The organism is Camelimonas sp. ID_303_24 (genome assembly GCF_053543495.1).
In genome coordinates this window covers 141772-162861 of record NZ_JBLLJM010000005.1, presented here as the reverse complement: position 1 = coordinate 162861, position 21090 = coordinate 141772, and the positions used below count along the sequence as shown (strand labels likewise).

General features: G+C 67.8%; 20 protein-coding genes. 9 read left to right on the top strand and 11 right to left on the bottom strand.

Annotated elements, in window-relative coordinates:
* The first annotated feature begins 180 nt into the window (after positions 1 to 180).
* Together ACERNI_RS06425 and ACERNI_RS06420 are read left to right on the top strand one after the other, a co-directional pair.
* Entirely contained in the window at positions 181 to 2343 is a 2163-nt protein-coding gene (locus ACERNI_RS06425; RefSeq protein WP_448832452.1) for a glycoside hydrolase family 3 N-terminal domain-containing protein, read from the top strand.
* Complete coding sequence (locus ACERNI_RS06420; protein WP_448832451.1) at positions 2340 to 3797, top strand: glycoside hydrolase family 15 protein; 1458 nt, start codon at positions 2340 to 2342, stop codon at positions 3795 to 3797. The genes ACERNI_RS06425 and ACERNI_RS06420 overlap by 4 nt, the downstream gene beginning before the upstream one ends.
* 410 nt (positions 3798 to 4207) lie before the next feature.
* Here ACERNI_RS06420 and ACERNI_RS06415 read toward each other — a convergent pair whose 3' ends face one another.
* Together ACERNI_RS06415 and efp are read right to left on the bottom strand one after the other, a co-directional pair.
* Entirely contained in the window at positions 4208 to 4507 is a 300-nt protein-coding gene (locus ACERNI_RS06415) for a hypothetical protein (protein ID WP_448832450.1), read from the bottom strand.
* 309 nt (positions 4508 to 4816) lie between these two features.
* Positions 4817 to 5383: an elongation factor P gene (efp, locus tag ACERNI_RS06410; protein WP_448832449.1), complete on the bottom strand. Its 567-nt coding sequence runs from the start codon at positions 5381 to 5383 to the stop codon at positions 4817 to 4819.
* Between the two features lie 333 nt (positions 5384 to 5716).
* On the opposite strand from efp, the gene epmA reads away from it, so the two are divergent.
* The 4 genes from epmA (at position 5717) to ACERNI_RS06390 (ending at position 9967) form a co-directional block, all read left to right on the top strand.
* Positions 5717 to 6796, top strand: a complete 1080-nt coding sequence (epmA, locus tag ACERNI_RS06405) for an EF-P lysine aminoacylase EpmA (RefSeq protein ID WP_448832448.1) — start codon at positions 5717 to 5719, stop codon at positions 6794 to 6796.
* A 2-nt stretch (positions 6797 to 6798) separates the two neighbouring features.
* Positions 6799 to 7869, top strand: coding sequence for a lysine-2,3-aminomutase-like protein (locus ACERNI_RS06400; RefSeq protein ID WP_448832447.1), 1071 nt, complete (start codon positions 6799 to 6801; stop codon positions 7867 to 7869).
* Positions 7870 to 7986: 117 nt separating this feature from the next.
* Positions 7987 to 8541, top strand: a complete 555-nt coding sequence (locus ACERNI_RS06395; RefSeq protein ID WP_448832446.1) for a carboxymuconolactone decarboxylase family protein — start codon at positions 7987 to 7989, stop codon at positions 8539 to 8541.
* Positions 8542 to 9133: 592 nt separating this feature from the next.
* Positions 9134 to 9967 (top strand): prephenate dehydrogenase/arogenate dehydrogenase family protein, encoded by an 834-nt coding sequence (locus ACERNI_RS06390; RefSeq protein WP_448832445.1) that lies wholly within the window; start codon positions 9134 to 9136, stop codon positions 9965 to 9967.
* Between the two features lie 147 nt (positions 9968 to 10114).
* Here ACERNI_RS06390 and ACERNI_RS06385 read toward each other — a convergent pair whose 3' ends face one another.
* A complete protein-coding gene (locus ACERNI_RS06385) occupies positions 10115 to 11365 on the bottom strand; it encodes an ABC transporter substrate-binding protein (protein WP_448832444.1) in 1251 nt (416 codons plus the stop codon).
* A 208-nt stretch (positions 11366 to 11573) separates the two neighbouring features.
* Positions 11574 to 12725, bottom strand: coding sequence for an acyl-CoA dehydrogenase family protein (locus ACERNI_RS06380; protein WP_448832443.1), 1152 nt, complete (start codon positions 12723 to 12725; stop codon positions 11574 to 11576).
* 319 nt (positions 12726 to 13044) lie between these two features.
* Between ACERNI_RS06380 and ACERNI_RS06375 the strand changes: the two genes are divergently transcribed.
* Together ACERNI_RS06375 and ACERNI_RS06370 are read left to right on the top strand one after the other, a co-directional pair.
* A complete protein-coding gene (locus ACERNI_RS06375) occupies positions 13045 to 13242 on the top strand; it encodes a hypothetical protein (RefSeq protein WP_448832442.1) in 198 nt (65 codons plus the stop codon).
* A gap of 111 nt (positions 13243 to 13353) precedes the next feature.
* Positions 13354 to 13563, top strand: a complete 210-nt coding sequence (locus ACERNI_RS06370; RefSeq protein WP_448832441.1) for a hypothetical protein — start codon at positions 13354 to 13356, stop codon at positions 13561 to 13563.
* A gap of 120 nt (positions 13564 to 13683) precedes the next feature.
* Here ACERNI_RS06370 and ACERNI_RS06365 read toward each other — a convergent pair whose 3' ends face one another.
* The 4 genes from ACERNI_RS06365 to ACERNI_RS06350 all read right to left on the bottom strand — a co-directional run bounded on the left by ACERNI_RS06365 (position 13684) and on the right by ACERNI_RS06350 (position 17516).
* A complete protein-coding gene (locus tag ACERNI_RS06365) occupies positions 13684 to 14751 on the bottom strand; it encodes an ABC transporter substrate-binding protein (RefSeq protein WP_448832440.1) in 1068 nt (355 codons plus the stop codon).
* A gap of 60 nt (positions 14752 to 14811) precedes the next feature.
* Positions 14812 to 15564: an ABC transporter ATP-binding protein gene (locus ACERNI_RS06360; protein WP_448832439.1), complete on the bottom strand. Its 753-nt coding sequence runs from the start codon at positions 15562 to 15564 to the stop codon at positions 14812 to 14814.
* The gene (locus ACERNI_RS06355) at positions 15552 to 16304 is read right to left on the bottom strand and encodes an ABC transporter permease (RefSeq protein WP_448832438.1); all 753 of its coding nucleotides are present in this window, start codon (positions 16302 to 16304) and stop codon (positions 15552 to 15554) included. The genes ACERNI_RS06360 and ACERNI_RS06355 overlap by 13 nt, the downstream gene beginning before the upstream one ends.
* Positions 16305 to 16436: 132 nt before the next feature.
* Positions 16437 to 17516, bottom strand: a complete 1080-nt coding sequence (locus ACERNI_RS06350) for an ABC transporter substrate-binding protein (protein WP_448832437.1) — start codon at positions 17514 to 17516, stop codon at positions 16437 to 16439.
* A 317-nt stretch (positions 17517 to 17833) separates the two neighbouring features.
* Between ACERNI_RS06350 and ACERNI_RS06345 the strand changes: the two genes are divergently transcribed.
* On the top strand, positions 17834 to 18628 hold the full coding sequence (locus ACERNI_RS06345; RefSeq protein ID WP_448832436.1) for an SDR family NAD(P)-dependent oxidoreductase: 795 nt from the start codon (positions 17834 to 17836) through the stop codon (positions 18626 to 18628).
* Between the two features lie 95 nt (positions 18629 to 18723).
* Here the strand turns inward: ACERNI_RS06345 and ACERNI_RS06340 are convergent, their stop codons facing one another.
* From ACERNI_RS06340 to pgl, 3 genes are all read right to left on the bottom strand, one after another.
* Positions 18724 to 19566, bottom strand: coding sequence for an HAD family hydrolase (locus ACERNI_RS06340; RefSeq protein WP_448832435.1), 843 nt, complete (start codon positions 19564 to 19566; stop codon positions 18724 to 18726).
* Between the two features lie 131 nt (positions 19567 to 19697).
* Positions 19698 to 20234, bottom strand: a complete 537-nt coding sequence (locus tag ACERNI_RS06335) for a gluconokinase (RefSeq protein WP_448832434.1) — start codon at positions 20232 to 20234, stop codon at positions 19698 to 19700.
* A gap of 8 nt (positions 20235 to 20242) precedes the next feature.
* Positions 20243 to 20995: a 6-phosphogluconolactonase gene (pgl, locus tag ACERNI_RS06330; RefSeq protein ID WP_448832433.1), complete on the bottom strand. Its 753-nt coding sequence runs from the start codon at positions 20993 to 20995 to the stop codon at positions 20243 to 20245.
* Positions 20996 to 21090: the final 95 nt, after the last annotated feature.

The window sequence follows — 21090 nt, the reverse complement described above, 5'->3', positions numbered from 1 at the left end:
GCGTCCGTTAACCCGCCCATTATGGCGGAAGCCGGACGGCCGCCTTGTTCTGTACAACTGCCGGCGCGCCATCCGGTTGCGTCGCCCCGCCATTGCCTGGCCAACGGGGGGCGGGCATGCTGTCGGCGTCCACTTGTAATGGAGCCCCGTTAGCGGGGGCCGCCCGATACGGGAGCCGCCATGCCGCACCGCCCCGCCAGCCCATTGGCCGGTCTCACGCCGCAGGACATTCTGGCCCGCATGACCCTGGACGAGAAAATCGGCCAGTTGCACATGGTCAGCGCCGATGCGGTGATCACCGGCCCCTCAGGGCCGCCGGATGGTCTGCGTGATCTGGACCAGGCGCGGATCGGTTCGGTGCTGAACGTCTGGGGGGAGGAAGCGGCGGGCCTGCAGCGCATCGCCGTGGAGCAGACCCGGCTTGGCCTGCCGCTGCTGTTCTGCCTCGACGTGGTGCACGGCTTCCGCACGGTGTTTCCCATTCCGCTGGGCGAGGCGGCGAGCTTCAGCGACCATGTCTGGCGCGACACCGCGGAGGCCGCCGCCCGCGAGGCGGCGGAGGCGGGCGTGGCGCTGACCTTCGCGCCCATGGCTGATGTATCGCGCGATCCGCGCTGGGGCCGCATCTGCGAGGGCGGCGGCGAGGACCCGCTGGTCAACGCCCGCATGGCGCGGGCGAAAATCGCCGGTTTTCAGGGCGACGATCTGCGTGATGAAGCGCGTCTCGCCGCCACGATCAAGCATTTCGCCGCCTATGGCGCCGGCGTCGGCGGGCGCGAATATGATTCCGCCGATGTGTCGGACTACGCCATGACGACGGACTATCTGCCGCCGTTCCGCGCCGCCGTCGATGCCGGCGTGGCGGCGCTGATGCCGGCGTTCCTTGACATTGCCGGGGCGCCCATGACCGCCAACCGCGCCTTGCTGGTGGACCTGCTGCGCAAGGCCTGGGGGTTCGGCGGCGTCACCGTCACGGATTATAACGCCGTGGCCGAGCTGATTGCCCATGGCTCGGCGGAAAACGGCCTGGAGGCGGCGACGCTGGCCTTCAACGCCGGCAATGACGTGGACATGGTCTCCGGGCTTTACCATCGCCACCTCGCCGAAGCGGCGGCGCGCGGGCAGGTGGCGCTGGCCGATATCGACGCGGCGGCGCTGCGGGTGCTGCGGCTGAAGCAGGCGCTGGGACTGTTCGACAACCCCTATCGGTTTTGCCCGCCCGCGACGCCGGCGCAGCTTGCCTCGCGGCGCGCCACGGCGCGGCGGGCGGCGCGGGAGGCCCTGACCCTGCTGCGCGATCCGCAGGGCGCGTTGCCATTGCCGCGCCAGTTGGAGCGTATCGCGGTGATTGGCGCGCTGGCCACATCGGCCGCCGACATGCGCGGCGCCTGGGCCGAAACCGGCGATGTCAGCGCCATCGTCAGCATCGCCGACGGCGTGCGGGCGGCCTGGCCCCAGGCTGAGATCCGCGTCTGCGGCGATGATCCGGCGGAGGCCGCCGCCGCAGCCCGGGCCGCTGGCCTGGCCATTTTGTGCCTTGGCGAAACTGCGGCGATGAGCGGTGAGGCGGCGGCGCGGGCCAATCCGGTTCTGCCGGATGGCCAGCAGGCATTGCTCGAGGCGGTGCTGGCCACCGGCGCGCGGGTGATCGTGTTGCTGTCCTGTGGCCGGCCGCTGGTCGCGCCCTGGCTGTTCGCGGCGGATTGCGCCGTTCTGGTGATCTGGGGGCCGGGCAGCGAAGCGGGACACGCCGTTGCCGACGTTCTCAGCGGCGCGGCCAGCCCCTCCGGCCGGTTGCCGGTGACGTGGCCGCGCGCTGTCGGCCAGATCCCCGTGTTCTACGCCCGCCGCGCCACGGGCCGGCCGCATGAGGCGGGCAACCGCTATTCCAACGGCTATGCTGATCTGCCGTTCGCGCCGCAATTCCCCTTCGGCCATGGCCTTGGCTATGCGACATTTGCCTGGAGCGACCTTCAGGTCAGCGCCGCCGATCCCGCCAGCCGGACGTCGCCGCTGGCCATCAGCCTTGAAGTGCGGCGTGAATCCGGGGGCTGGCCGGCGGGCGCGGACCTGGAGGCTATCGAGACGGTGTTCCTGTTCGCCCGGGTGCGGGTTCCGGGCCGGACGCGGCCATTGCTGCTGCTGCGCGATTTCACCCGCGTCGCCTTGCGCTCTGGCGAGGCGCGGCGGGTTTCATTCGGGGTCAGTCTGGACTGGCTGACGCGGGAAGGGCTGGCCCCGGCGCCGGAGGTCGTGACCTTTCTGGAGATCATCGTCGCGGCGTCGGCGGAGCCGGAGGCGGATCCGGCGCGCTGCCTGCGGCGGGTTCTGAGCGGCCAATGATGGAGCCAGGCATGGGCGGGCAGGCGACCGAACTCCTCACTGACTGGCTCGAACATCAGCGGCAAAACGCGGCGGAACGTCTGTTCGGCGCCATTTCAGCCACCCATCTCGCCAAACAGCGTCCCGATTTTGGCCAGGCCATCACGCCGGCGCCCGGCTCAGTGCTGGCGTCGCCGGCCGACGGCAACTGGGATCCGGAGCCGGATTATTTCTTTCACTGGCTGCGGGACGGCGCCGTGGCCATGGAGGCGGTGCGGCTGTTGCAGGCGACGCCGCGTTTCAGCCAGCTGGCCGCATGGGAGCTGGAGCAATATGTGGGCTTCAGCCTGCGCCTTTCCGAGCTGGACGGCGCGGCGCGGCTGGCCGAGGCGCCGCTGGAGCGGGGCGTTGCGCCGGAGTTCCGCCAGTACCTCCGCGAGCCCGATGAATTGCTCGGCATTCGCGGCGACGCCGTGCGCGGCGATGTACGCTTCAATCCGGACGGGACCCTCGACATCACCCGCTGGTCGCGGCCCCAGTACGACGGGGTCGCCCTGCGCGCCCTGGGTCTGTTGCGCGGCGCCGGGCGCAACCAGTCCAGGGAATGGGCGGAACTGATCGCCGACGATCTCGACTGCGTGGCCCGCAACGTCGACCGCCCCTGCGTCGATCTGTGGGAGGAGGAGGAGGGCTTCCACTGCCACACCATGCTGGCGCAATACGCAGCCCTGCGCGCCGGTGCGGCGTGGGGCGAGGCGCGCCCCGGCCCTGGCGGGGAGCAGCGCCGCGCTCGCCTGTGGGAGGCGGCTGCCGGGCAGGTGTGGCCCCGGTTGGGCGCCCTGCGCCGCGATGAGGATGGCGGCTGGATCATCAGCCGCCTGGCGGCGCCTGGCGGCCCGCCGACGTTGGTGGGCAAGCTGCTCGACGCATCGGTGATCCTGGGCGTGATTCACGCGGGCCTGGAGGATGGGCCATTCAGCGTCAGTGATCCGTTCGTTCATGGAACCCTGCTGCGGCTTGAGGCGCATTACGCCGCCGCGTTTCCGCTCAACCGGCGCCTCGGCCCTGCCTGCGCCCCGCATCTCGGCCGCAATCCGGCCGATGTCTATTTTGACGGCGGAGCCTGGCCGCTGATTACCCTGGCGGCGGCGGAGCTGCGCTTCCGGCTGGCCGCCGTCGTCGCGACTGGCCGGACGACGGCGGAACAGATTGTGCCGGCGCTGTGGTTTGGCGACGCGGCGCAGCAGGAACCCTGCGCCGCCGCGCGCTTGCTGTTGCGGGCTGGCGACATGGGGCTGGCGGCGGTGCGGGCGGTGACGCCCGCCGATGGCGCCATGGCCGAGCAGGCCGACCGCGACACGGGCGCGCCGCGCTCGGCCCATGACCTCACCTGGAGTTACGCCGCCTTCCTGACGGCGCTGGATGCGCGCGACCATGCCATGGCCGCGATGGGACCGCGCGGCGAAGTCGATTGAAGCAGCCCGATTGAAGAGACCCGGTTGAAGCGCCTGGGCAAGAGATGATTCACTATTTCACGGCATAATTCTCCCATGCCGGCAGCTGCGGATCTTGCGGTTGCGTGCGCCGGCTGGCTGGCGCGCGGCGGAAAAGTGGAATCTTTGCCTGGCGATGCGCAGGATTGCTGATGCGCCGCTCCAGACGCATCAGGCGCCGGAAGCGACGATGTTGATGTTCTGGCAGAGATTCAGGGGCGAGGGGAAGCGCGAGTCATTTCATCGCGTTGCGCCCGCGGGTTTGCCGATTGATTCATGCGTGCGATCGCCCGGTCGCGGCGCCGGGCCCGCGTTGCTGCCAAAATGATTCCGCTGGATGGGCTAAGGCTCTGTTGTTCCGCCAGTTTGTCTGGGGGCGGCGGTTTTTGTTGTCATCTGACGTTCTGATTCCGCTTTGGCCAGCAAGCTCCTGGAAACAGATTCGATTTGCCGTCTGGATGTCCGCGCGACAGACGGCGGCCGCATGGCGGCATTTCAGGCGGCTTCGATGCTTCGGCCGGGTGATGGGCGGCGAAACGCATGTCCGGCCAGCCGATGTCGGGAAGCCGTTGGGCAGGCGATTCCGGAAGATGCGTTATCCGGTTGAATTGAATGATTTTTGTCAGGATCGGCCCGCTTTCCCCCGTCCACCCTTCGTCATGCCCGGGCTTGAGCCGGGCATCCGCATCCATGCCGCGCGGGCGCCGCCAGGCCGTTGCTGCGGCTGCGCGGCGTTGATGGCGGGAACAGCTCCGGCCATGGCGCGGCGGGAATGCTGGAAGGCGGTGGATGAGGCCCGGCGGCGGGGCGCGCCGGATGCGGGCCTGGGCGGGCATTTTCCGGCAATGCGCTGGCAGCGCCCAGCAAAAAGGGGCCCGCAGGCCCCTGAATGCGCGGATCGGCTCCGCCATATCTGTCACGCTGTTTGACCGGCGGCCGGAGCCCCCGACGCCGGGGCGCCGTCGCCCCAGCCAGCGTCCCGGCGACGCCTCAACGATGCCTCAGCCCTTGGCGCGCTCCACATACGAGCCATCGCTGGTCATGACGACGATCTTCGTGCCGGTTTCGATGTGCGGCGGCACGGTGGTGCGGGCGCCGTTGGAGAGGATGGCCGGCTTGTAGGACGACGAGGCGGTCTGGCCCTTGGTGGTCGGCTCGGTCTCGACCACTTCCAGCACCACGCGCTGCGGCAGGGTGATGGCGACGGCGTTGCCGTCGAACATGGACAGCTGCACGATCATGCTCTCGATCAGGTAGATGGCCTGGTCGCCGATCACGTCGGACGGCACTTCCACCTGGTCGTAGTTTTCCTGGTTCATGAAAATGTAGCGATCGCCTTCCTGGTAGAGGTAGCTGTGATCGCGATCCTCAACGAAGGCGCGCTCCACCTGCTCGGTGGTCTTGTAGCGCTGGCTGGTCTTCACGCCGTCGGAAATGCGGCGCATGTCGATCTGCGTCGTCGGCGTGCCCTTGCCGGGGAAGAAGCTCTCGGCGGAAATGACGGTATAGAGCTGACCCTCAACCTCAAGGACGTTGCCCTTGCGGACGGAACTGGCGATGACCCTCACGTGTGACCTCGTATGACATTGCCGCCATGCAGCCGCGATTGCGGCCATGACGTCTGGAAGCTGGCGGACGCATGGGGCTGGCGATGCATCCTGGACGGCGTCCGGGACGTCGCCGCCCGGGCATGCGCCCTGCGGACCTGGTCGCGAAAACTCCGTGCCGGCGCGGCCCGGGCCTGACGGCGGCCGGGGGTGCAAGCGGGACAGAAGCGCGCCGGTGATGTAAACACCAGGCGAAACCTGCCTCCGGAGCACGGGCAACACAGGGTTATCGATGCGAATGAAAAGCCTGTACATTGTTTTGCGCCGGATGGCGAGACGCCGGAGCCGTGTGCGATGAGCCGCGAAACCGCCTGGCGGCTGCCGGGCCGTCACGCCGCCCGCCGCCCGCGCCTGCTGGCGCGCGGCCAGATCATTGCCGCCATGCGGCGGTATTTCGACGATCAGGGCTTCATCGAGGTCGATCCCAACGCATTGCAGGCATCGCCGGGCAACGAGACGCATCTGCACGGCTTTCAGGTGAGCGACGGGGCCAGCGGCCCGCAGCCGCCGTTGTATCTGCACACCTCGCCCGAATTCGCCATGAAGAAGCTGCTGTCGGCGGGGGAGGAGCAGATTTATGCCTTCGCCCACGTGTTCCGGGCCCGTGAAACCAGCCCGCTGCATCATCCCGAGTTCACCATGGTCGAATGGTATCGCGCGGGCGAGCCGCCGGCGGCGCTGATGAGCGACTGCGCCCGGCTGCTGACCATCGCCGCCGCCACGGCCCGGGCCGCCGGTTGCGGGCCGGAAGACGGCGTCTGGCGGTTTCGTGGTCGCAGCGCCGACCCGAAGCTGCCGCCGGAGCGTCTGACCCTGGTGGAAGCGTTTGGCCGCCACGCCGGGCTTGATCTCGCCGCGCTGCTTCCCGCAGCCGGCGCGGCGGCGGACGTCGCCCTGACCGCCGGCTTTCGCGCCGCCGCAGAAGCCATTGGCGTGCGCACCGCGGCGGACGACAGCTGGTCGGATGTGTTCTCACGCGTGTTGTCAGAACGCGTCGAACCGCATCTGGGGCAGGGGCGGGCGACGCTGCTGTGCGACTATCCGGCCAGCGAGGCGGCGTTGGCCCGGCGCCGGGCCGACGATCCGCGTTTCGCCGAGCGCTTTGAGCTGTATGCCTGTGGCGTTGAACTGGCCAACGGCTTTGGCGAACTCACCGACGCGGATGAGCAGCGCCGTCGCTTTGAGGCGGACATGGACGAGAAGGCGCGCGTCTATGGCGAGCGTTATCCGCTCGATGAGGACTTTCTGGCGGCGCTGCCGCACATGCCGGAGGCCAGCGGCGTCGCCCTGGGGCTCGACCGGCTGGTGATGCTGGCGACGGGCGCCGAACGCGTCGATGACGTGATCTGGACGCCGGTGGCGCAGGACCCATAACCATGCGCAAGAGCCTGACCCGCGTTGATGAACTGGTCGCGGCCGGACTGGCTGGCGAGGGAGCGCGCGCGGAGCTGGAGCAGGTGGCGGCGCGCTACGCGGTGGCGGTGACGCCGGCCATGGCGGACCTCATTCCGCCCCATGCGCCGGATGATCCCATGGCGCTGCAGTTCATTCCCCGCCCCGGTGAACTGACCACTTTGGCTGAAGAGCGGGCCGATCCAATCGGCGACGACGTTCATAGCCCGACGCCCGGCCTGGTGCATCGCTACAGGGATCGGGCGCTGCTCAAGCTGGCCTCGGTCTGCCCGGTCTACTGCCGCTTCTGCTTCCGCCGCGAAATGGTCGGGCAGGGCGGCGAGGCCATGCTGACGCCGCAGGAACTGGACGCCGCATTCGCTTATATCGCCGGCTGCCCGGAGATCTGGGAAGTGGTGATCAGCGGCGGCGATCCCCTGATCCTCAGCCCGCGACGGCTGGCCGGGGTGATGCGGCGGCTGGCGGCCATCGACCATGTGCGCGTCGTGCGCTTCCATTCGCGGGTGCCGCTGGTGGCGCCGGAGCGGATCACGCCCGAACTGGTCCAGACCCTGCGCGGCGCCCGCAAGGCGGCGTGGGTGGTGCTGCACGTCAATCACGCCCGCGAATTCACGCTGGCGGGGCAGGCGGCGCTGGCCCTGCTGGCGGATGGCGGCGTGCCGCTCTTGTCGCAGAGCGTGCTGCTGCGCGGCGTCAACGACAATGCGCCGGCGCTGGAGGCGCTGCTGCGCGCCTGCGTCGAGAACCGGGTCAAGCCGTATTATCTGCATCAGGGCGACCTGGCCCCCGGCACAAGCGGGCTGCGCACAACCATCGCCGAAGGCCAGGCCCTGCTGCGCGATCTGCGGGGCCGTCTCTCCGGCGTCGCCCAGCCAACCTATGTGCTGGATATTCCCGGCGGCTTCGGCAAGTCGCCGATCGGGCCGAACTATATTTGCGATGATCCGCGCCGCGCCGGCGGTTCGCTGGTGAGGGATCCCTCGGGCCAGACCCATCGCTATCCGCCAGACGTCGACGGCGACGGGGAGGGGTGAGCCCCTGAGGCTTCGCGGACAGGACATGGCAGGGCGGCGGGGCAACCTCTGGCGCCGCGCCGCGCCCTCCGGCATATCTGGACAGATCAGGCGCGATAACGCGCTGCTGGAGGAAACATGGCCCGCATTCCCTATTTCAATCGCGCCGACGCCGATGCGGAAGTCGAGAAGATTTACGCCAAATTGCCGGAGCTGAACCTGTTCCGGATGATGGGCCATTCCGGCCGGCTGATGGGGCAATTCGTCAAGTTTGGCAACCAGTTGCTGATCCACTCCGATCTCGATCCGGTGCTGCGCGAGATCGCCATCGTCCGGGTCGGCGTGCTGAGCAAGGCCTCCTATGAGGTTTACCAGCACGAAGCCATCTGCCGCAGCTACGGCATGTCAGAAGAGAAGATCCAGGCCATCCACGAGGGGCCGGACGCGGCGGCCTTCAATGAGCTGGAAAAGCAGGTGATGCGTCTGACCGACGACATCGTGCGCAATGTCCGCGCTTCCGACGCCACCTTCAATCCGGTGCTGGAGAAGCTGGGGCCGAAGCACACCCAGCACCTGGTGTTCTCCATCGGCTTCTACATGATGGTCAGCCGCTTCCTGGAGAATTTCGACGTCGATATCGAGGACGACGGCCGCCCCGCCGGACTGGATCTGCCCGGCATGGAGCAGCGCTGACCAGGGGCTGCGGTCAGTCGCCGCCCCGGCCGTCGCCATCATCCGTCATGGCCGGACCGGATCCGGCCATCCACGGGGCGCGGCTGTTGCGGCGCGTTGTCGGCGCCGGAAGGACAAAAGCGTGGGCGTCCGCGACGCGCGTGGGCATGACGGGGAGATGGGGGGCGTGTGGAGCCTGGCTGGCGTCGTCTTTTCGCACGCCGCGCCTCCGGACGGGCGCGCGATTCCGCGCCTGTCCAGGGTGGGACGTTTTCGGGGCGGCGCCCTGCAGGTCCTTCCCTTCCGGTTTGCGGGTCTTCCCTTCCGGTTTGACTTTCGCCGGCGGGAGGCGTATCTGACCGGCCATGTCATGCACGATCGCACGGGGCCTTCTGCGCTCCGCCATCAGCTTCACGCGCTATTATACGCCGTTCCCATAACGGCGGCTGCATGATCATGTTCAACCGCTGCGACGCCGGCGGTTGATCCATTCCTTTCCAGCTTTCCGGCGCGCAGCCCGCACAAGGGCTTTGTTATGTTCGCGCCAGACCGTCTTGTTCCCCACCAGAAATCTCCTGAGGCCGTAGCCGCCGCCCACCGATGCGCCGGCAGCATGCGGGCGACATGGGGAGATTTTTCGCGGATTGGCCTTATCGGCTTCGGCGCCTTTGGCCGCCTGATCGCGCGTCATGCGCCAGCGGGCGTGCGCCTGCTTGCCTATGACGCGGCGCCGGAGGCGGTCGGCGGCTATTCGCCGGCGTCTCGCCAGTTGTCACCGGCCACCCTGGCGGAAGCCGCATCATGTCCGCTGGTGGTGCTGGCCGCGCCGGTGGCGGAGACGGCGGCGATCTGCCGGCAAATCGCCCCTTGGTTGCGCCCGGGGACCCTCGTTGTCGACGTGGGTTCGGTGAAGGCGCAGCCGGTGGCCGACATGCTGGCCAATCTGCCGGCGCATGTGGAGATCGCCGGCCTGCATCCGCTGTTCGGGCCGCAAAGCGCCGCCGACGGGCTGGCCGGGCTGCGGCTGGTGGTCTGTCCGGCGCGCGGGCGCAGGGTGTTCCGCCTCGCCGCGCTGCTGAAGGCCGGCTTCAGCCTGGAAACCCAATTCGCCAGCCCGGAAGACCATGACCGCGAAATGGCCATGGTGCAGGGCGTCACCCATATGGTGGCGCGGCTGGTGACGGCGATTGATCAACGCCCGACCCGCATGGCCACCCGCAGCTACGCGCTGCTGATGCAGGCGGTCGACATGGTGCGGCACGACAATCCGGCGGTGTTTGACGCCATCGCCCTGCGCAATCCGTTCGTCGCCGGGGTTCAGGAACAGTTCTTCGAAGCCGCCGGCGCGCTGCGCCGCGATCTGGCGGCGCGGCGTTCGGCGTTGACTGACGCGCCGCTGGCTGATCTGGCGGCGCAGCCGGACGGGGCGGTCGCCGCAGCGCCCTGAGAGCATGATGCGAACAGCCAGATGCCGCCTGTTCGCGAAAAATCATGCGATGCCAATGAGTTGAGGCGTCATGCGGTCCAACCTGAGCGCATCATGCTCCAGGGCCGCGATGGAGCGCCGGCTGCCCCGGCGCTCCGGCTTTTGTCATCAGGACAGGACCTTGATGCCCGTCCAGTCGTCATTCTCATAGCGCGACAGCTCGTAATTCTTGAGCGGCGCGTAGTCCTGCGGCGTCGTGCTGAAATTGACGCCAGGCAGGTTGATGGGCGCGGTCATGTCGGTGAGGTTGGTCGCGACCTTCAGCAGGTTCTCGCGGGTAAGATTGTCGCCGCAGCGCTCAAGTATCTGGTGCAGCACATTGGCCATGGAATAACCGGCGAAACCGAGGTTGTCGGTCCTGTCCAGATTGGGCAATTGGGCGTCCAGCAGGCTGAAATAGTCGATCACGGCCGGATCGTTCTTCCAGCGCGGGCTGGAAATGCTGCGCACCGAACGCAGGGCCAGCGCGCCTTCGCTGCCCTTGCCCGCGGGCTTCAGCAGCGAGATGGTGGCGGAGCCGCTGAGCAGGTACTGATCCGGCTTCCACCCGCTCTCCTGCACCTTGCGCAACGACTGCGAGACGAATTTTCCGACGGTGAGATTGAGAAAAACGTTGGCGTTGGTGCTCGCCAGCTTCAGCACCTGGGAGTCGGCGGTGGGGTCGGCGACCTCATAGCTGGTTTCAGCCACGATCATGGTTTTCGCCTTGTCGCCCAGTTCTTCCTTGAAGGCGGTCAGATAGTCTCGCCCCAACTCGTCCACCTGGTGGAGAATGGCGATCCTGGCGTCGGGTTTGGTGGCCAGCAGATGGCGCGCCAGCACCCGCGCCTCGGTTGAATACAGGGCGCTGCCCGGCGTGGTCCAGGGGAACTCTTTCGGGTTGTTGAAGCGGGCGGCGCCGGTGCCGATCATCAATTGCGGAATCTTGCGGCTGTTCATGTAGCGCTGCACGGCCGCCTGGCAGGCGGTGCCGATGGAGCCAAAGGTGGCCAGCACGTGATCGCTCTCGATGAGCCGTCGCGTCGCTTCCACAGTTTTGGGCGGGCTGTAGGCATCATCCAGCGCGATCAGCTGCACCTGCCGGCCCCCCACGCCGCCATTCTTGTTGAGCCGGTCGAAATAGGCGAGCTGGACGCGGCCGGAGACGCCTATGTAGGAGGCCGGGCCACTGAAAGGAATGGTCTGGCCAATCCGGACCTCCCGGTCATCGGCGCCAGTGTCGTAATGGCCCTTTTTGGCGAGGGCCGGGGCGGCCAGGCCGCCGAGACCGGCGGCGGCGGCGACGCCTCCTGCGGCTGCCAGCCCGCCGAGGCGCAGCAGGTCGCGGCGGGACGGCGTGGCGAACGGATCCTTGTTCATCTCTTTCCTCCTGGATGGACGCTCTTTGATCCGGAGAGCCGGATTCGTCGTCTCGACAGGCAGGATAGGCGGGCAAAGCAGCCGCCAGCAATATATTTTGTTATAACAAATGCGAAGGTTGCGCGGAGGCGCGGCGCGCCGGCAAAGAAAAGCCGGGTCATCCTCGCGGATGGCCCGGCTGAAACGCTTGACGCTGGCGATGCGCGGATCAGGCGCTGGCCGCTTCCTTCAGCAGGTTCCGGGCAATGATGAGCTGCTGCACCTGGCTGGTGCCCTCATAGAGGCGGAAGATGCGGACGTCGCGATAGAAGCGCTCCACCGCGTAGTCACGGATGTAGCCGGAGCCGCCGTGAATCTGCACGGCGCGATCGGCGACGCGGCCGACCATCTCCGAGGCGAACAGCTTGCAGCACGAGGCCTCGGTGGCCACCGGCTCACCAGCGTCGCGCTTCCTCGCGGCGTCGCGCACCATGCAAAGGGCGGCGTAGGCTTCCGCCTTGCTGTCGGCCAGCATGGCCTGGATGAGCTGGAATTCGCCGATGGCCTGGCCGAACTGCTTGCGCTCGGAGGCGTATTTGACGCTCTCGGCGATCAGGCGGTCGGCGACGCCACAGCACAGGGCGGCGATGTGCAGGCGGCCCTTCTCGAGGGTTTTCATGGCGGTCTTGAAGCCCTGGCCTTCCTTGCCGCCGATGATGTTGGCGGCCGGAACGCGGCAGTCCTCGAAGATCACGTCATGGATATGGGCGCCCTGCTGGCCCATCTTTTTCTCGGACTTGCCGATCTTGATGCCGGGAAGGTCAGCGGGAACGATGAAGGCCGAGATGCCGCCGGCGCCGGGGCCGCCGGTGCGGGCCATCAGCGTGAACATGCCGGCGCGCGCCGCATTGGTGATGAAGCGCTTGGCGCCGTTGACGACGTAATGGTCGCCATCCTTGCGGGCGACGGTGCGCACCGAGGCGGAGTCCGAACCGGCTTCCGGCTCGGTGAGGGCGAAGGAAGCCACGACTTCGCCGCTGGCGATCTTCGGCAGCCATTCCTTCTTCTGCTCTTCAGTGCCATCGAGCACGATGCCCTGCGAGCCAATGCCGACATTGGTGCCGATGGCCGAGCGGAAGGCCGGCGAGGCGTGGCCGAGCAGGTAAACCACCTCGGCTTCCTCGGCCATCGTGAGGCCAAGGCCGCCGAATTCCTCCGGCGCCGACAGGCCATAAAGGCCGAGGTCGCGCATCTCGGCGAGGATGTCTTCCGGGATTTCGTCGGTTTCCGCGACGCGCTCTTCATTGGGGATGAGGCGCTCGCGAACGAAACGCTCAACAGTATCAAGCAGTTGCCTGAAGGTTTCGGGTTCGAGCGCCATGGTGTCCCCTCTTCGTCGCGCGGCGGGCCTGGTCAGTGGTTTCGCTGAAACTGCGAAAGCCATTTTCGCATCTCGTCCAGATAACGCATTCCAGGTCGTCGGCAAACGGATTTTCTGGTGGTCCAGATTTTCGCAAGCACCCGCGGGCGGACAGCGCCGGCATGGCCCTGACTGGCGGCCCTCCCATACGGTGAGCCAGGACGAAAGCGCGCAGTCCAAATCCGGCAATGGTCAGGAATTTGTTTCGGGCGCAACCGTAATGACATAAGAAATCGAAGATATTTCTTATAAATGTATTTTATGAATACATGAGGTCAGCATGAAGTTTCTGAATATTATGTCTTTGACGCTTGTGGGGTTCTGTGTTGTCGCCGGCGTCGCCCCGGCGCGCGCCTGCGCCCTTTCCGGCATGTCCGGCGATTGCGATGAAGCGTGCAGCACGATCGAGCCTGGCTGGCGGCATACGACCTGCATCATCGGCGCCACGCCGCCTGCTGAAGACGCCCCGGCGCGCTGAACGACGGAATTCGTTTCCCCATCCCCCAAAAAGGCGCGGCCTGAACAGACGCGGGCGCGCCGCCCACCCGCCTGGCGGTGCGGACCCCCAGCGATATTTGCGGAGAGACACATGAAGAAGCTGATGCGCGCGACGACGCTCGTGCTTGCGCTTGGTTTTGCCTCTGTTTCCTGGGCTGGCGCCCAGGCCTGCGTGATCAGCGGCGGCAGCGACGCCCAATGCATTTCACGCTGCTACAAGATCAAGAACTTCTGGGAGCAGACGCTGTGCTCGCTGGGGGCCGCGCCGGCTCCGGCGCCGGTTCCGGAGGTGATGCGCTGACGCCTGGGGCAAAAATCCGCTCACTCTGAAGCGGATATTGCCCGGCGGGGCGACGCCGCCATGCTGGGGCGCCGCTCCGCATTCGCGCCTGCTGACGCGCTGGAGCCGTCCGGGCCGCCCTTACTTTTTCCCGGCGCCGCCCTGGATGCGCTCCCATGGGCCGAAATCGAACAGGCCGTCGGTTTTCGGCGCGCTCTTGAAGTCGCCGAGTTCAACCTGGAAATCGAGCATCTGGCGTGTGGTCGGCACGATGCCGCGCGGGTCGATGACGAAGGACACGGCCGGGGAGGCGAGGGCCTTTTCCAGCACGGCGACGCTCACCAGGCCGGAGCCAAGGGCCTGCTGCACAAAAGGCGCGGCTTCGGCCGGCCGGTCGCGCACCAGTTCCGTGGCGCGGATCGCCAGCTTCATGAACGCATCGACCGCCTCCGGCTGGGCGCGCATGAAGGCGCCGGTGGCGGCGTAGACCACGCCCGGCGCGTTGGGAAACATCTGCGGCGCCGTGGCGATGACCCGCGCCGCCGGAATGCGCTGCTGCACGATGGTCGCCGCCGGCTCCAGCACCTGGCCGCCGTCGATGGCGCCCGCCAGCAGCGCCTGCTGCGTCGCCTCGATGCCCATGGTGACAATCTCGAGGTCGGCAGGGTCGACCCGGTTCTGCTTCAGCCAGTAGCGGAAGGCCGTGGTTGGCACGGCGCCGGGCGGCAGCGCGCCAATGCGGGCCGGCTTGCCGCTGGCCTTGCGGAAAGCGGCGAAGGCCTGGGCTGGACTGTTCTGGGCCTCGCCAAACGCCTTTGCCAGCGGGCCGCCAGCCAGGAACAGCGAGCCGCCGATGCCGCCGGCGGCGATGATGCGCACGTCGATGCCGCGCGCGAAGGCGACGGCGACCGGCGCGACGCCAATCGCCAGCACGTCAAGCGTGCCGGAGGCGAGGGCCGAAATGGCGGCGGGGCCGGAATCGAATTTGGTGGTGGTGATGGCGAGGCCGGCGTCTTTGGCCCAGCCGGCCTTGTCGAGCACGTAAAAGGCGGAAGCGCCGATCACCGGCACATAGCCGACGCGCACCGGAACCGGCGCGGCGGCGCGGGCGCCGCCGAGGGCGAACGGCAGGGCGGCGGCGCCGGCCAGGGCGCCCAGCGCCTGGCGGCGGGAAAGGGCGGCGTCGGAAATTTTACGGCCTTCGGACATGCTGTCTTTCCTTGTCCCTCAGGGGCATACAGCGACCCGTCGCTGTTGCGCCCGTCCAGTTCACAACGCTGCGGAATCCGCCGCCAGGTCGGCGCGCAGCCGGCGAATGATCGCCTGCAGTTCCGGATCGCTGCGACGCCGCGGGCGGGGCGCCGTGACCTCGATCGAGGAGCGGACTTCACCAGGCGCGCCAACAATGGCGATAACCCGGTCAGCCAGATAGACCGCCTCATCCATGTCGTGGGTGACGAACAGGATGGTGCGTTCGGTCGCCTGCCACACCCGCAGCAGTTCATTCTGCAAATTCTCACGGGTGATGGCGTCGAGCGCGGAGAACGGTTCGTCCATCAGCAGGATGTCGGACCCGGCCGCCAGCGCCCGGGCGAGGGCGACGCGCTGGCGCTGGCCGCCGGAAAGCTGGTGGGGCCAGCGTTCCGCCAGATTGTCGAGGCCGACGAATTCCAGCGCCTCATGGGCGCGTTTGCGCCGCTCGGCCCGCGAAATGCCCGGGTGCTCCAGGCCGAAGGCGACATTGTTGACCACCTTGCGCCATGGCAGCAGCCGCGCGTCCTGGAACACCAGCGCCGCCGGAACCGGGCCGGGCCGGGTGTTGAGCGTCACCGCGCCGCTGCTGGCTTTGGCAAGGCCGATCATGACGCGCAGCAGGGTCGATTTGCCGACGCCGGAAGGGCCGACGATGGCGACGAACTCGCCCCGGCGCACCTTGAGGTCAAGGCCGCGCAGCACCTCGGTCTTGCGGCCGTCCTGCTCGAAGGTCAGGCCGAGGCCGCGGATGTCGATTATGGTTTCCATCGCAGCAGCCAGTTCTGGAGACGCATGAAGCCGGTGTCGATCAGGCCGTAGAGCACGGCCATGGTCAGCATGTAGACGACGACGATATCGGTGGCGAGCAGGCTGGAGGCCTGCATCATGCGCTGGCCGAGGCCAAAGACGCCGAAGATTTCCGCCGCGACCACGGCCATCCACGCCTGGCCGAGCGCCGTGCGCAGGCCAACGAAAATGCCGGGAATGGCGGCTGGAAGGATGATTTTGACGAGGCGCGACCACGCGGAGCGGAAGCCGAAGGCGTCGGCCACTTCCAGCAGGTCGCGATCCACCGAGCGCACGGCGCCGAAGGTGGCGAAATAGACGATCCAGAACACGCCCATGGCGATGATGAAGATCGCCGCCGGGGCGTTGACGCCGAACCAGATGATGGCGAACGGCACCCAGGCGAGGCCCGGGATCGGCCGCAGCAGTCGCACAACCCAGGCCACCGACTCCTCGGCGACGCGGAACATGCCGGTGAGCACGCCGAGCGCCACGCCGCAGGCGGAGCCGATGACAAGACCCATCAGATAGTGCCCGATGGAGCTGGCCATGGCCTCCTGCCACATGCCGGAGGCGATCTCGCCGCGCAGCGCCGCCGGAATGGCGCTGGGCGCCGGCAGCAGCATGGGGTTGATGAGGCCAAGGCGCGGCGCGAGCTCCCACAGCCCCAGAAAGGCGACCAGCCCGGCGAGGCCGAGGATGTATGGCCTGGAATTTTTCAACGATATCACTCCGGGTCCGCGTGGCCGGACCTGTGTCCGCGCCGGACCAGCTGGCGGGATATGCCCGGGCTGTGAGCAGACCGGGCCTCCGGGGCGCGGCGGCCTCAAGGCTGGCCGCCACGCCTCCCGATGTTATTTGCCAGCTTTTGCCTTCTCATAGAAGGAGGGGTCGAACAGGCCGTCGAGGGGCGCGGCGTCCGGCACCGTGCCAAGCTCCACCTGATAGGCCTGCATCTTCGCCGTCGGCTCAATGATGATCTTCGGATCAGCCTCCAGCTTCGTGGCCGGGGAGGCCAGCGCCTTCTGCACGACAGCGTCCGGGATCAGGCCCTTGCCGAGCACCTGGCCAATGTGGGGCGAGGCCTTGGCCGGATCGTCCTTGATGAACTTGATCGCCCGCACGCTGGCGTTGACCAGCGACTGCACCGCTTCCGGATGCGCCTTCAGGAAGGCGCCGGAAACAGCGATGACCGTGCCAGGCTGGGTGGGGAACATGTCGCCGCCAAGCGCCACGATCTTGATGGCCGGATTGCGGGCGGCGATGATCGAGTCGGCGGGCTCGCGCACGGTGGCGCCATCGACGGCGCCGGCCAGCAACGCCTGCTGGGTGGCGTCGATGCCCATGGGCACGATCTGGTAATCCGCCTTGTCGACCTTGTTCACCCGGTCAAGCCAGTGACGCAGGGTGGTGTCCGGCACCGAGCCAGGCGGCTGGGTGGCCAGGCGGGCCGGCTTGCCTTCCTTGGCGCGGAATGCCCTGAAGGCTTCCGCCGCCGGCTTGCCGCCCTCAAAATATGGGGCCAGCTGCGGCCCGGCCATCACGGTCATTTCCTCGATGGCGGTGGCGGCCACGACCTTGACGTCGATGCCCTTGGAGCGGGCGACGGCCAGCGGCGCGATGCCGGCGACATAGACGTCGATGGTGCCGGAGGCGAGGGCCTGGATCATGTTCGGGCCGGATTCGAACACGGTGAAGGTCGGCTTGAGGCCGTCGGCCTTCAGCCAGCCTTCCTTGTCGGCGACAACGACCGGCGCGGCGCCGATGATCGGGATGTAGCCAATGCGCACCGGCGTCTCAGCCTGGGCCGAGGCCAGCATCACCGGCGTCAGCGCCGCTGCGATGGCCACGCCGCGCCCGGCCGCAGCTCCGAACCGGAGAAAGCCGGCCAGCCGGCGGCCGAGTGAGGTGAAATGCTGCGAAGCCTGATGCATGGCGACTGTTCCTCCATGGGATACGTCGGGCTAACATATTTTAGCGTCCGTGTAAGGGGAAATATATAAATCACAACATCAAATGTGAATAACGCGCCGCCATAAAAATCCGCCGTGCGGTGGGGCGCTTGCTGGCGCGGCTGGCCGATGGCGCGCGCATGGACTGTCTGGCTGGTCTGAAAGTCGGGCGTGCGTCGGCGATAAAATGTAATAACTATTTTGACGCCGCGCGGGTTTCATGCGCGATGCGGCCGCCGCGTGGAGCGGGGCTCCGGGCGCTGGCCGTGAAAAACAGCACAACGACAGGGAGAAACTTCATGGGACGTCTTGAGGGCAAACGCGCCATTGTCACCGGCGCCGGCAGCGGCATCGGCCGGGCCAGCGCCCGCCTGTTCGCCAGCGAGGGCGCGCGGGTGGTCGCGGTGGATCGCAACCCCGCCGGGGTAAACGAGACGGCGGAGCTGGCCCGCAAGGACGGTTTCGAGATGCTGGCGCTGTCCGCCGACGGCGGCTCGGAGCAGGAGGTGACCGATTTCATCGGCAAGGCCGTCAGCCACCTCGGCGGCCTCGACGTGCTGTTCGCCAACGCCGGCATCAGCGGCGGGCTTGTGCCGCTGTTCGAGCAGACGGTGGAGCACTGGCAGGAGGTGTTGCGGGTCAATCTGATCGGCCCGTTCCTCGCCATCAAGCATGGCGCGCCGCACATGGTGAAGGAGGGCGCCGGCTCGATCATCTGCACCGCCTCGGTGGCTGGCCTGCGCGCCAATGCCGGCGGCAATCCTTACAGCGCCTCGAAGGCCGGCGTGATTTCCCTGGTGCAGACTTCAGCGGCGTCCCTGTATGGCACCGGCGTGCGCGTCAACGCCATTTGCCCCGGCCTGATCGAAACCGGCATGACCAGGCCGATCTTCGATGGCGCGAAGGAGCGCGGCACCGAGGACAAGATCGGCCAGCTCAACCCGCTGCGTCGCCCCGGCCAGCCGCATGAGATCGCGGCGATGGCGCTGTTCCTCGCCAGCGACGACGCCTCTTATGTCAACGGCCAGGCCTTCCCGGTCGATGGCGGCCTGTCCAGCTCGCTGCCCTACGCCGGCAAGATGCGGCTGGGTTAAGGCCCATTCACCCCGTCATCTGGCGCCCGGTTATCTGGGCTGGCGCATTGTCCTCCCGCGAAGCGACGCCAGCTTCGCGGGAATGGAACAGGGCGTCACACGCTGGTCCGGCCATCCAGCAGGGCCTCGATGGCGGCGGCGAAACCGTCCTCATTGTTGCTGCGGGTGACCATGTCGGCGGCGGCCAGGGCCGCTGGCGAGCCGTTGCCCATGGCGATGGCGAAGCCAGCCTTGCGGAACATGGCCACGTCATTGTCCATGTCGCCGATGACGGCGATGGCGGCGGCGGGGATGGCGAAAGCTTCGCTGACGAAGGCGACGGCCGAGCCCTTGTCGACGCCGGGCGGCGTCACGTCCAGATAGTATTTCTGCGACAGGCCGCTGTTGGCGCTGGTTCCAAGCAACGCGCCCATGCGGCGGGCGACGTCGGCGAGGTGATCGTAATCGTCGCTGGCCCCGACGATCTTGCAGCCCTGGGCCGCCCAGGGGGCGAAGTCCGCCACCACCGCGGGATCTGATCTGATGGTCCGCTGCTCATGGGCCACATGCGGACCGTCCGGATCCAGAACCAGCCACTGGCTGTCGGTGAACAGCCAGGCGCTGATCTTCTCTGCCTCCAGCAGCTCCAGCGCGGCGCGCGCCGCCTCCGCCGGAATGCGGGTTTCGCGCAGCGCCTTTCCGGCCCTGTCGACCACCACGGCGCCGTTGAAGCCGGCGATCGGGCCGTCGATCTGCAGCGCTTCGGCCACATGCCTCATGCCCCAGGGCGGCCGGCTGCTGGCGATGGTGAGGCCGATGCCGGCGGCGCGCAGGCGCCGCGCCGCATCGCGGCTGGCCTCCGTCACCTCCTTGTCCCGGTTGACGATGGTGCCGTCCACATCCGACACCACCCACTTCAACTGGCCGGGCGCTGCGCGGCGCTGGCTGTCATTTGTCATGTCATGTCTCCCTGGGCGTTTTGCCTCCCTGGGGCGTCTTGCGGCCAGACGGAAGCGCCGGCCGGTCAAAACGCGCGCAAACGGGAAAACCTGGAGCGTTGCCGATCCATATTGTCCGGAAACGGCGTCAATCAGCGTTCCGTCGGGAACAGGGCGGCGATGATGCCCTCCACAATTGCCGGAGGCGTCGCGTCCACATCCACCCCGGTGATGCGCTCATCGGGCGCCGGCGGCTCCAGCGTCGCCAGCTGGCTGTCGAGCATGGCGGCCGTCATGAAATGGCCCTCGCGCGACTGCATGCGGCGGCGGATCAGCTCCGGCGCGCCGGTTAGCCAGACGATGCGCACGTCGGCGGCGTCGCCGCTGATCGCCTGTCGATAACAATGTTTCAGCGCCGAGCAGGCTATCACCACCTGGAGACGCGCGCGCCGGGCGTCGTCGATGACCTGGCGCACCCGCGCCAGCCATGGCGCGCGGTCGGCGTCGGTGAGCGGCAGGCCGGCGCGCATGCGGGCGACATTGGCTGGCGGGTGCAAATCGTCGGCGTCGACGAAATCCACGCCCAGCCTTTGCGCCAGCGCCTTGCCGATGGTCGTCTTGCCGGCGCCGGAAATGCCCATGACGACGATGGCCGTCACGGGCCGGGTGGAGAAGGGCGCCGCCGCCATCGCGCGGGTCAGGCGGCGGGGCCGGAGCGCGGCAGGGACGGGGGGGCCGCCGCCTCGTCCAGCAGCCAGGTCAGGCTGTCTTGCGCCGTGATGTGGCCGGCCGGCAGGTCCTCGCCGGCGAAAATCCGCGTCAGGATATCCCGCTTGTCGGCGCCGGCGGCGAGAAACGCCGTGGCGCGGCTGTCATTGAGGGCCCGGAAGGTGAGGCTGATGCGCGGCACGAAGGGTTCCTGGCCCGCTTCGGGCACGGCGACCGCCAGCCGGTCGTCCACCGTCAGGGCCGGCTTGCCTGGAAACAGCGACGCCGTATGCCCGTCGAGGCCAACGCCGCAGATCACCGCGTCGAACAATGGCGCGCCCGCGTCGGCGGCATGGGCCGCCCGCAGCAGGGAATCGTAAGCCCGGGCGCAGAGTTCGATATCCGGGCCATAGGGAATGACGTTGACGTCAGTGTCCGGCGCATGGGCGAACATGGCGGCGTCGGCCATGTGGGCGTTGCTGTCCGGGTGGTCGTGCGGCGTGAAGCGGTCGTCGCCAAAATACCAGGCGATGCGGTCCCACGGCAGGCGTTCGACCCAATGCGGCGTCGCCAGCAATTCGTAGAGACGCTTCGGCGTCGAGCCGCCCGACAGGCAGACGCGCAACTGGTGATCCGGTCCGCGCCGGGCCTCCGCCAGGGTCAGCGCATTTTCCAGCCAGCGCGCGGCGGTATGGCTGAGGGCGTCGGCGTTGGCGACGACGGTGGTTTTCACGACAGGCATGCGGGGTCTCCGGTCGGCCCCATCAGGAGCTGAAACAGGTCGCGGCCAGCTTTCGCCGGTCGCGGGAACCTCATAAACCGCGCCGGCTTCGCCAT

Coding starts and splice junctions, on each gene's coding strand:
- ACERNI_RS06385 (WP_448832444.1), bottom strand. CDS start 11,365: ATGAACAAGGATCCGTTCGCCACGCCGTCCCGCCGCGACCTGCTGCGC.
- ACERNI_RS06360 (WP_448832439.1), bottom strand. CDS start 15,564: ATGGAAACCATAATCGACATCCGCGGCCTCGGCCTGACCTTCGAGCAG.
- ACERNI_RS06395 (WP_448832446.1), top strand. CDS start 7,987: ATGGCCCGCATTCCCTATTTCAATCGCGCCGACGCCGATGCGGAAGTC.
- ACERNI_RS06345 (WP_448832436.1), top strand. CDS start 17,834: ATGGGACGTCTTGAGGGCAAACGCGCCATTGTCACCGGCGCCGGCAGC.
- ACERNI_RS06340 (WP_448832435.1), bottom strand. CDS start 19,566: ATGACAAATGACAGCCAGCGCCGCGCAGCGCCCGGCCAGTTGAAGTGG.
- ACERNI_RS06365 (WP_448832440.1), bottom strand. CDS start 14,751: ATGTCCGAAGGCCGTAAAATTTCCGACGCCGCCCTTTCCCGCCGCCAG.
- pgl (WP_448832433.1), bottom strand. CDS start 20,995: ATGCCTGTCGTGAAAACCACCGTCGTCGCCAACGCCGACGCCCTCAGC.
- ACERNI_RS06375 (WP_448832442.1), top strand. CDS start 13,045: ATGAAGTTTCTGAATATTATGTCTTTGACGCTTGTGGGGTTCTGTGTT.
- ACERNI_RS06420 (WP_448832451.1), top strand. CDS start 2,340: ATGATGGAGCCAGGCATGGGCGGGCAGGCGACCGAACTCCTCACTGAC.
- epmA (WP_448832448.1), top strand. CDS start 5,717: ATGAGCCGCGAAACCGCCTGGCGGCTGCCGGGCCGTCACGCCGCCCGC.
- ACERNI_RS06350 (WP_448832437.1), bottom strand. CDS start 17,516: ATGCATCAGGCTTCGCAGCATTTCACCTCACTCGGCCGCCGGCTGGCC.
- ACERNI_RS06380 (WP_448832443.1), bottom strand. CDS start 12,725: ATGGCGCTCGAACCCGAAACCTTCAGGCAACTGCTTGATACTGTTGAG.
- ACERNI_RS06370 (WP_448832441.1), top strand. CDS start 13,354: ATGAAGAAGCTGATGCGCGCGACGACGCTCGTGCTTGCGCTTGGTTTT.
- ACERNI_RS06335 (WP_448832434.1), bottom strand. CDS start 20,234: ATGGCGGCGGCGCCCTTCTCCACCCGGCCCGTGACGGCCATCGTCGTC.
- ACERNI_RS06425 (WP_448832452.1), top strand. CDS start 181: ATGCCGCACCGCCCCGCCAGCCCATTGGCCGGTCTCACGCCGCAGGAC.
- ACERNI_RS06390 (WP_448832445.1), top strand. CDS start 9,134: ATGCGGGCGACATGGGGAGATTTTTCGCGGATTGGCCTTATCGGCTTC.
- ACERNI_RS06415 (WP_448832450.1), bottom strand. CDS start 4,507: ATGGATGCGGATGCCCGGCTCAAGCCCGGGCATGACGAAGGGTGGACG.
- ACERNI_RS06400 (WP_448832447.1), top strand. CDS start 6,799: ATGCGCAAGAGCCTGACCCGCGTTGATGAACTGGTCGCGGCCGGACTG.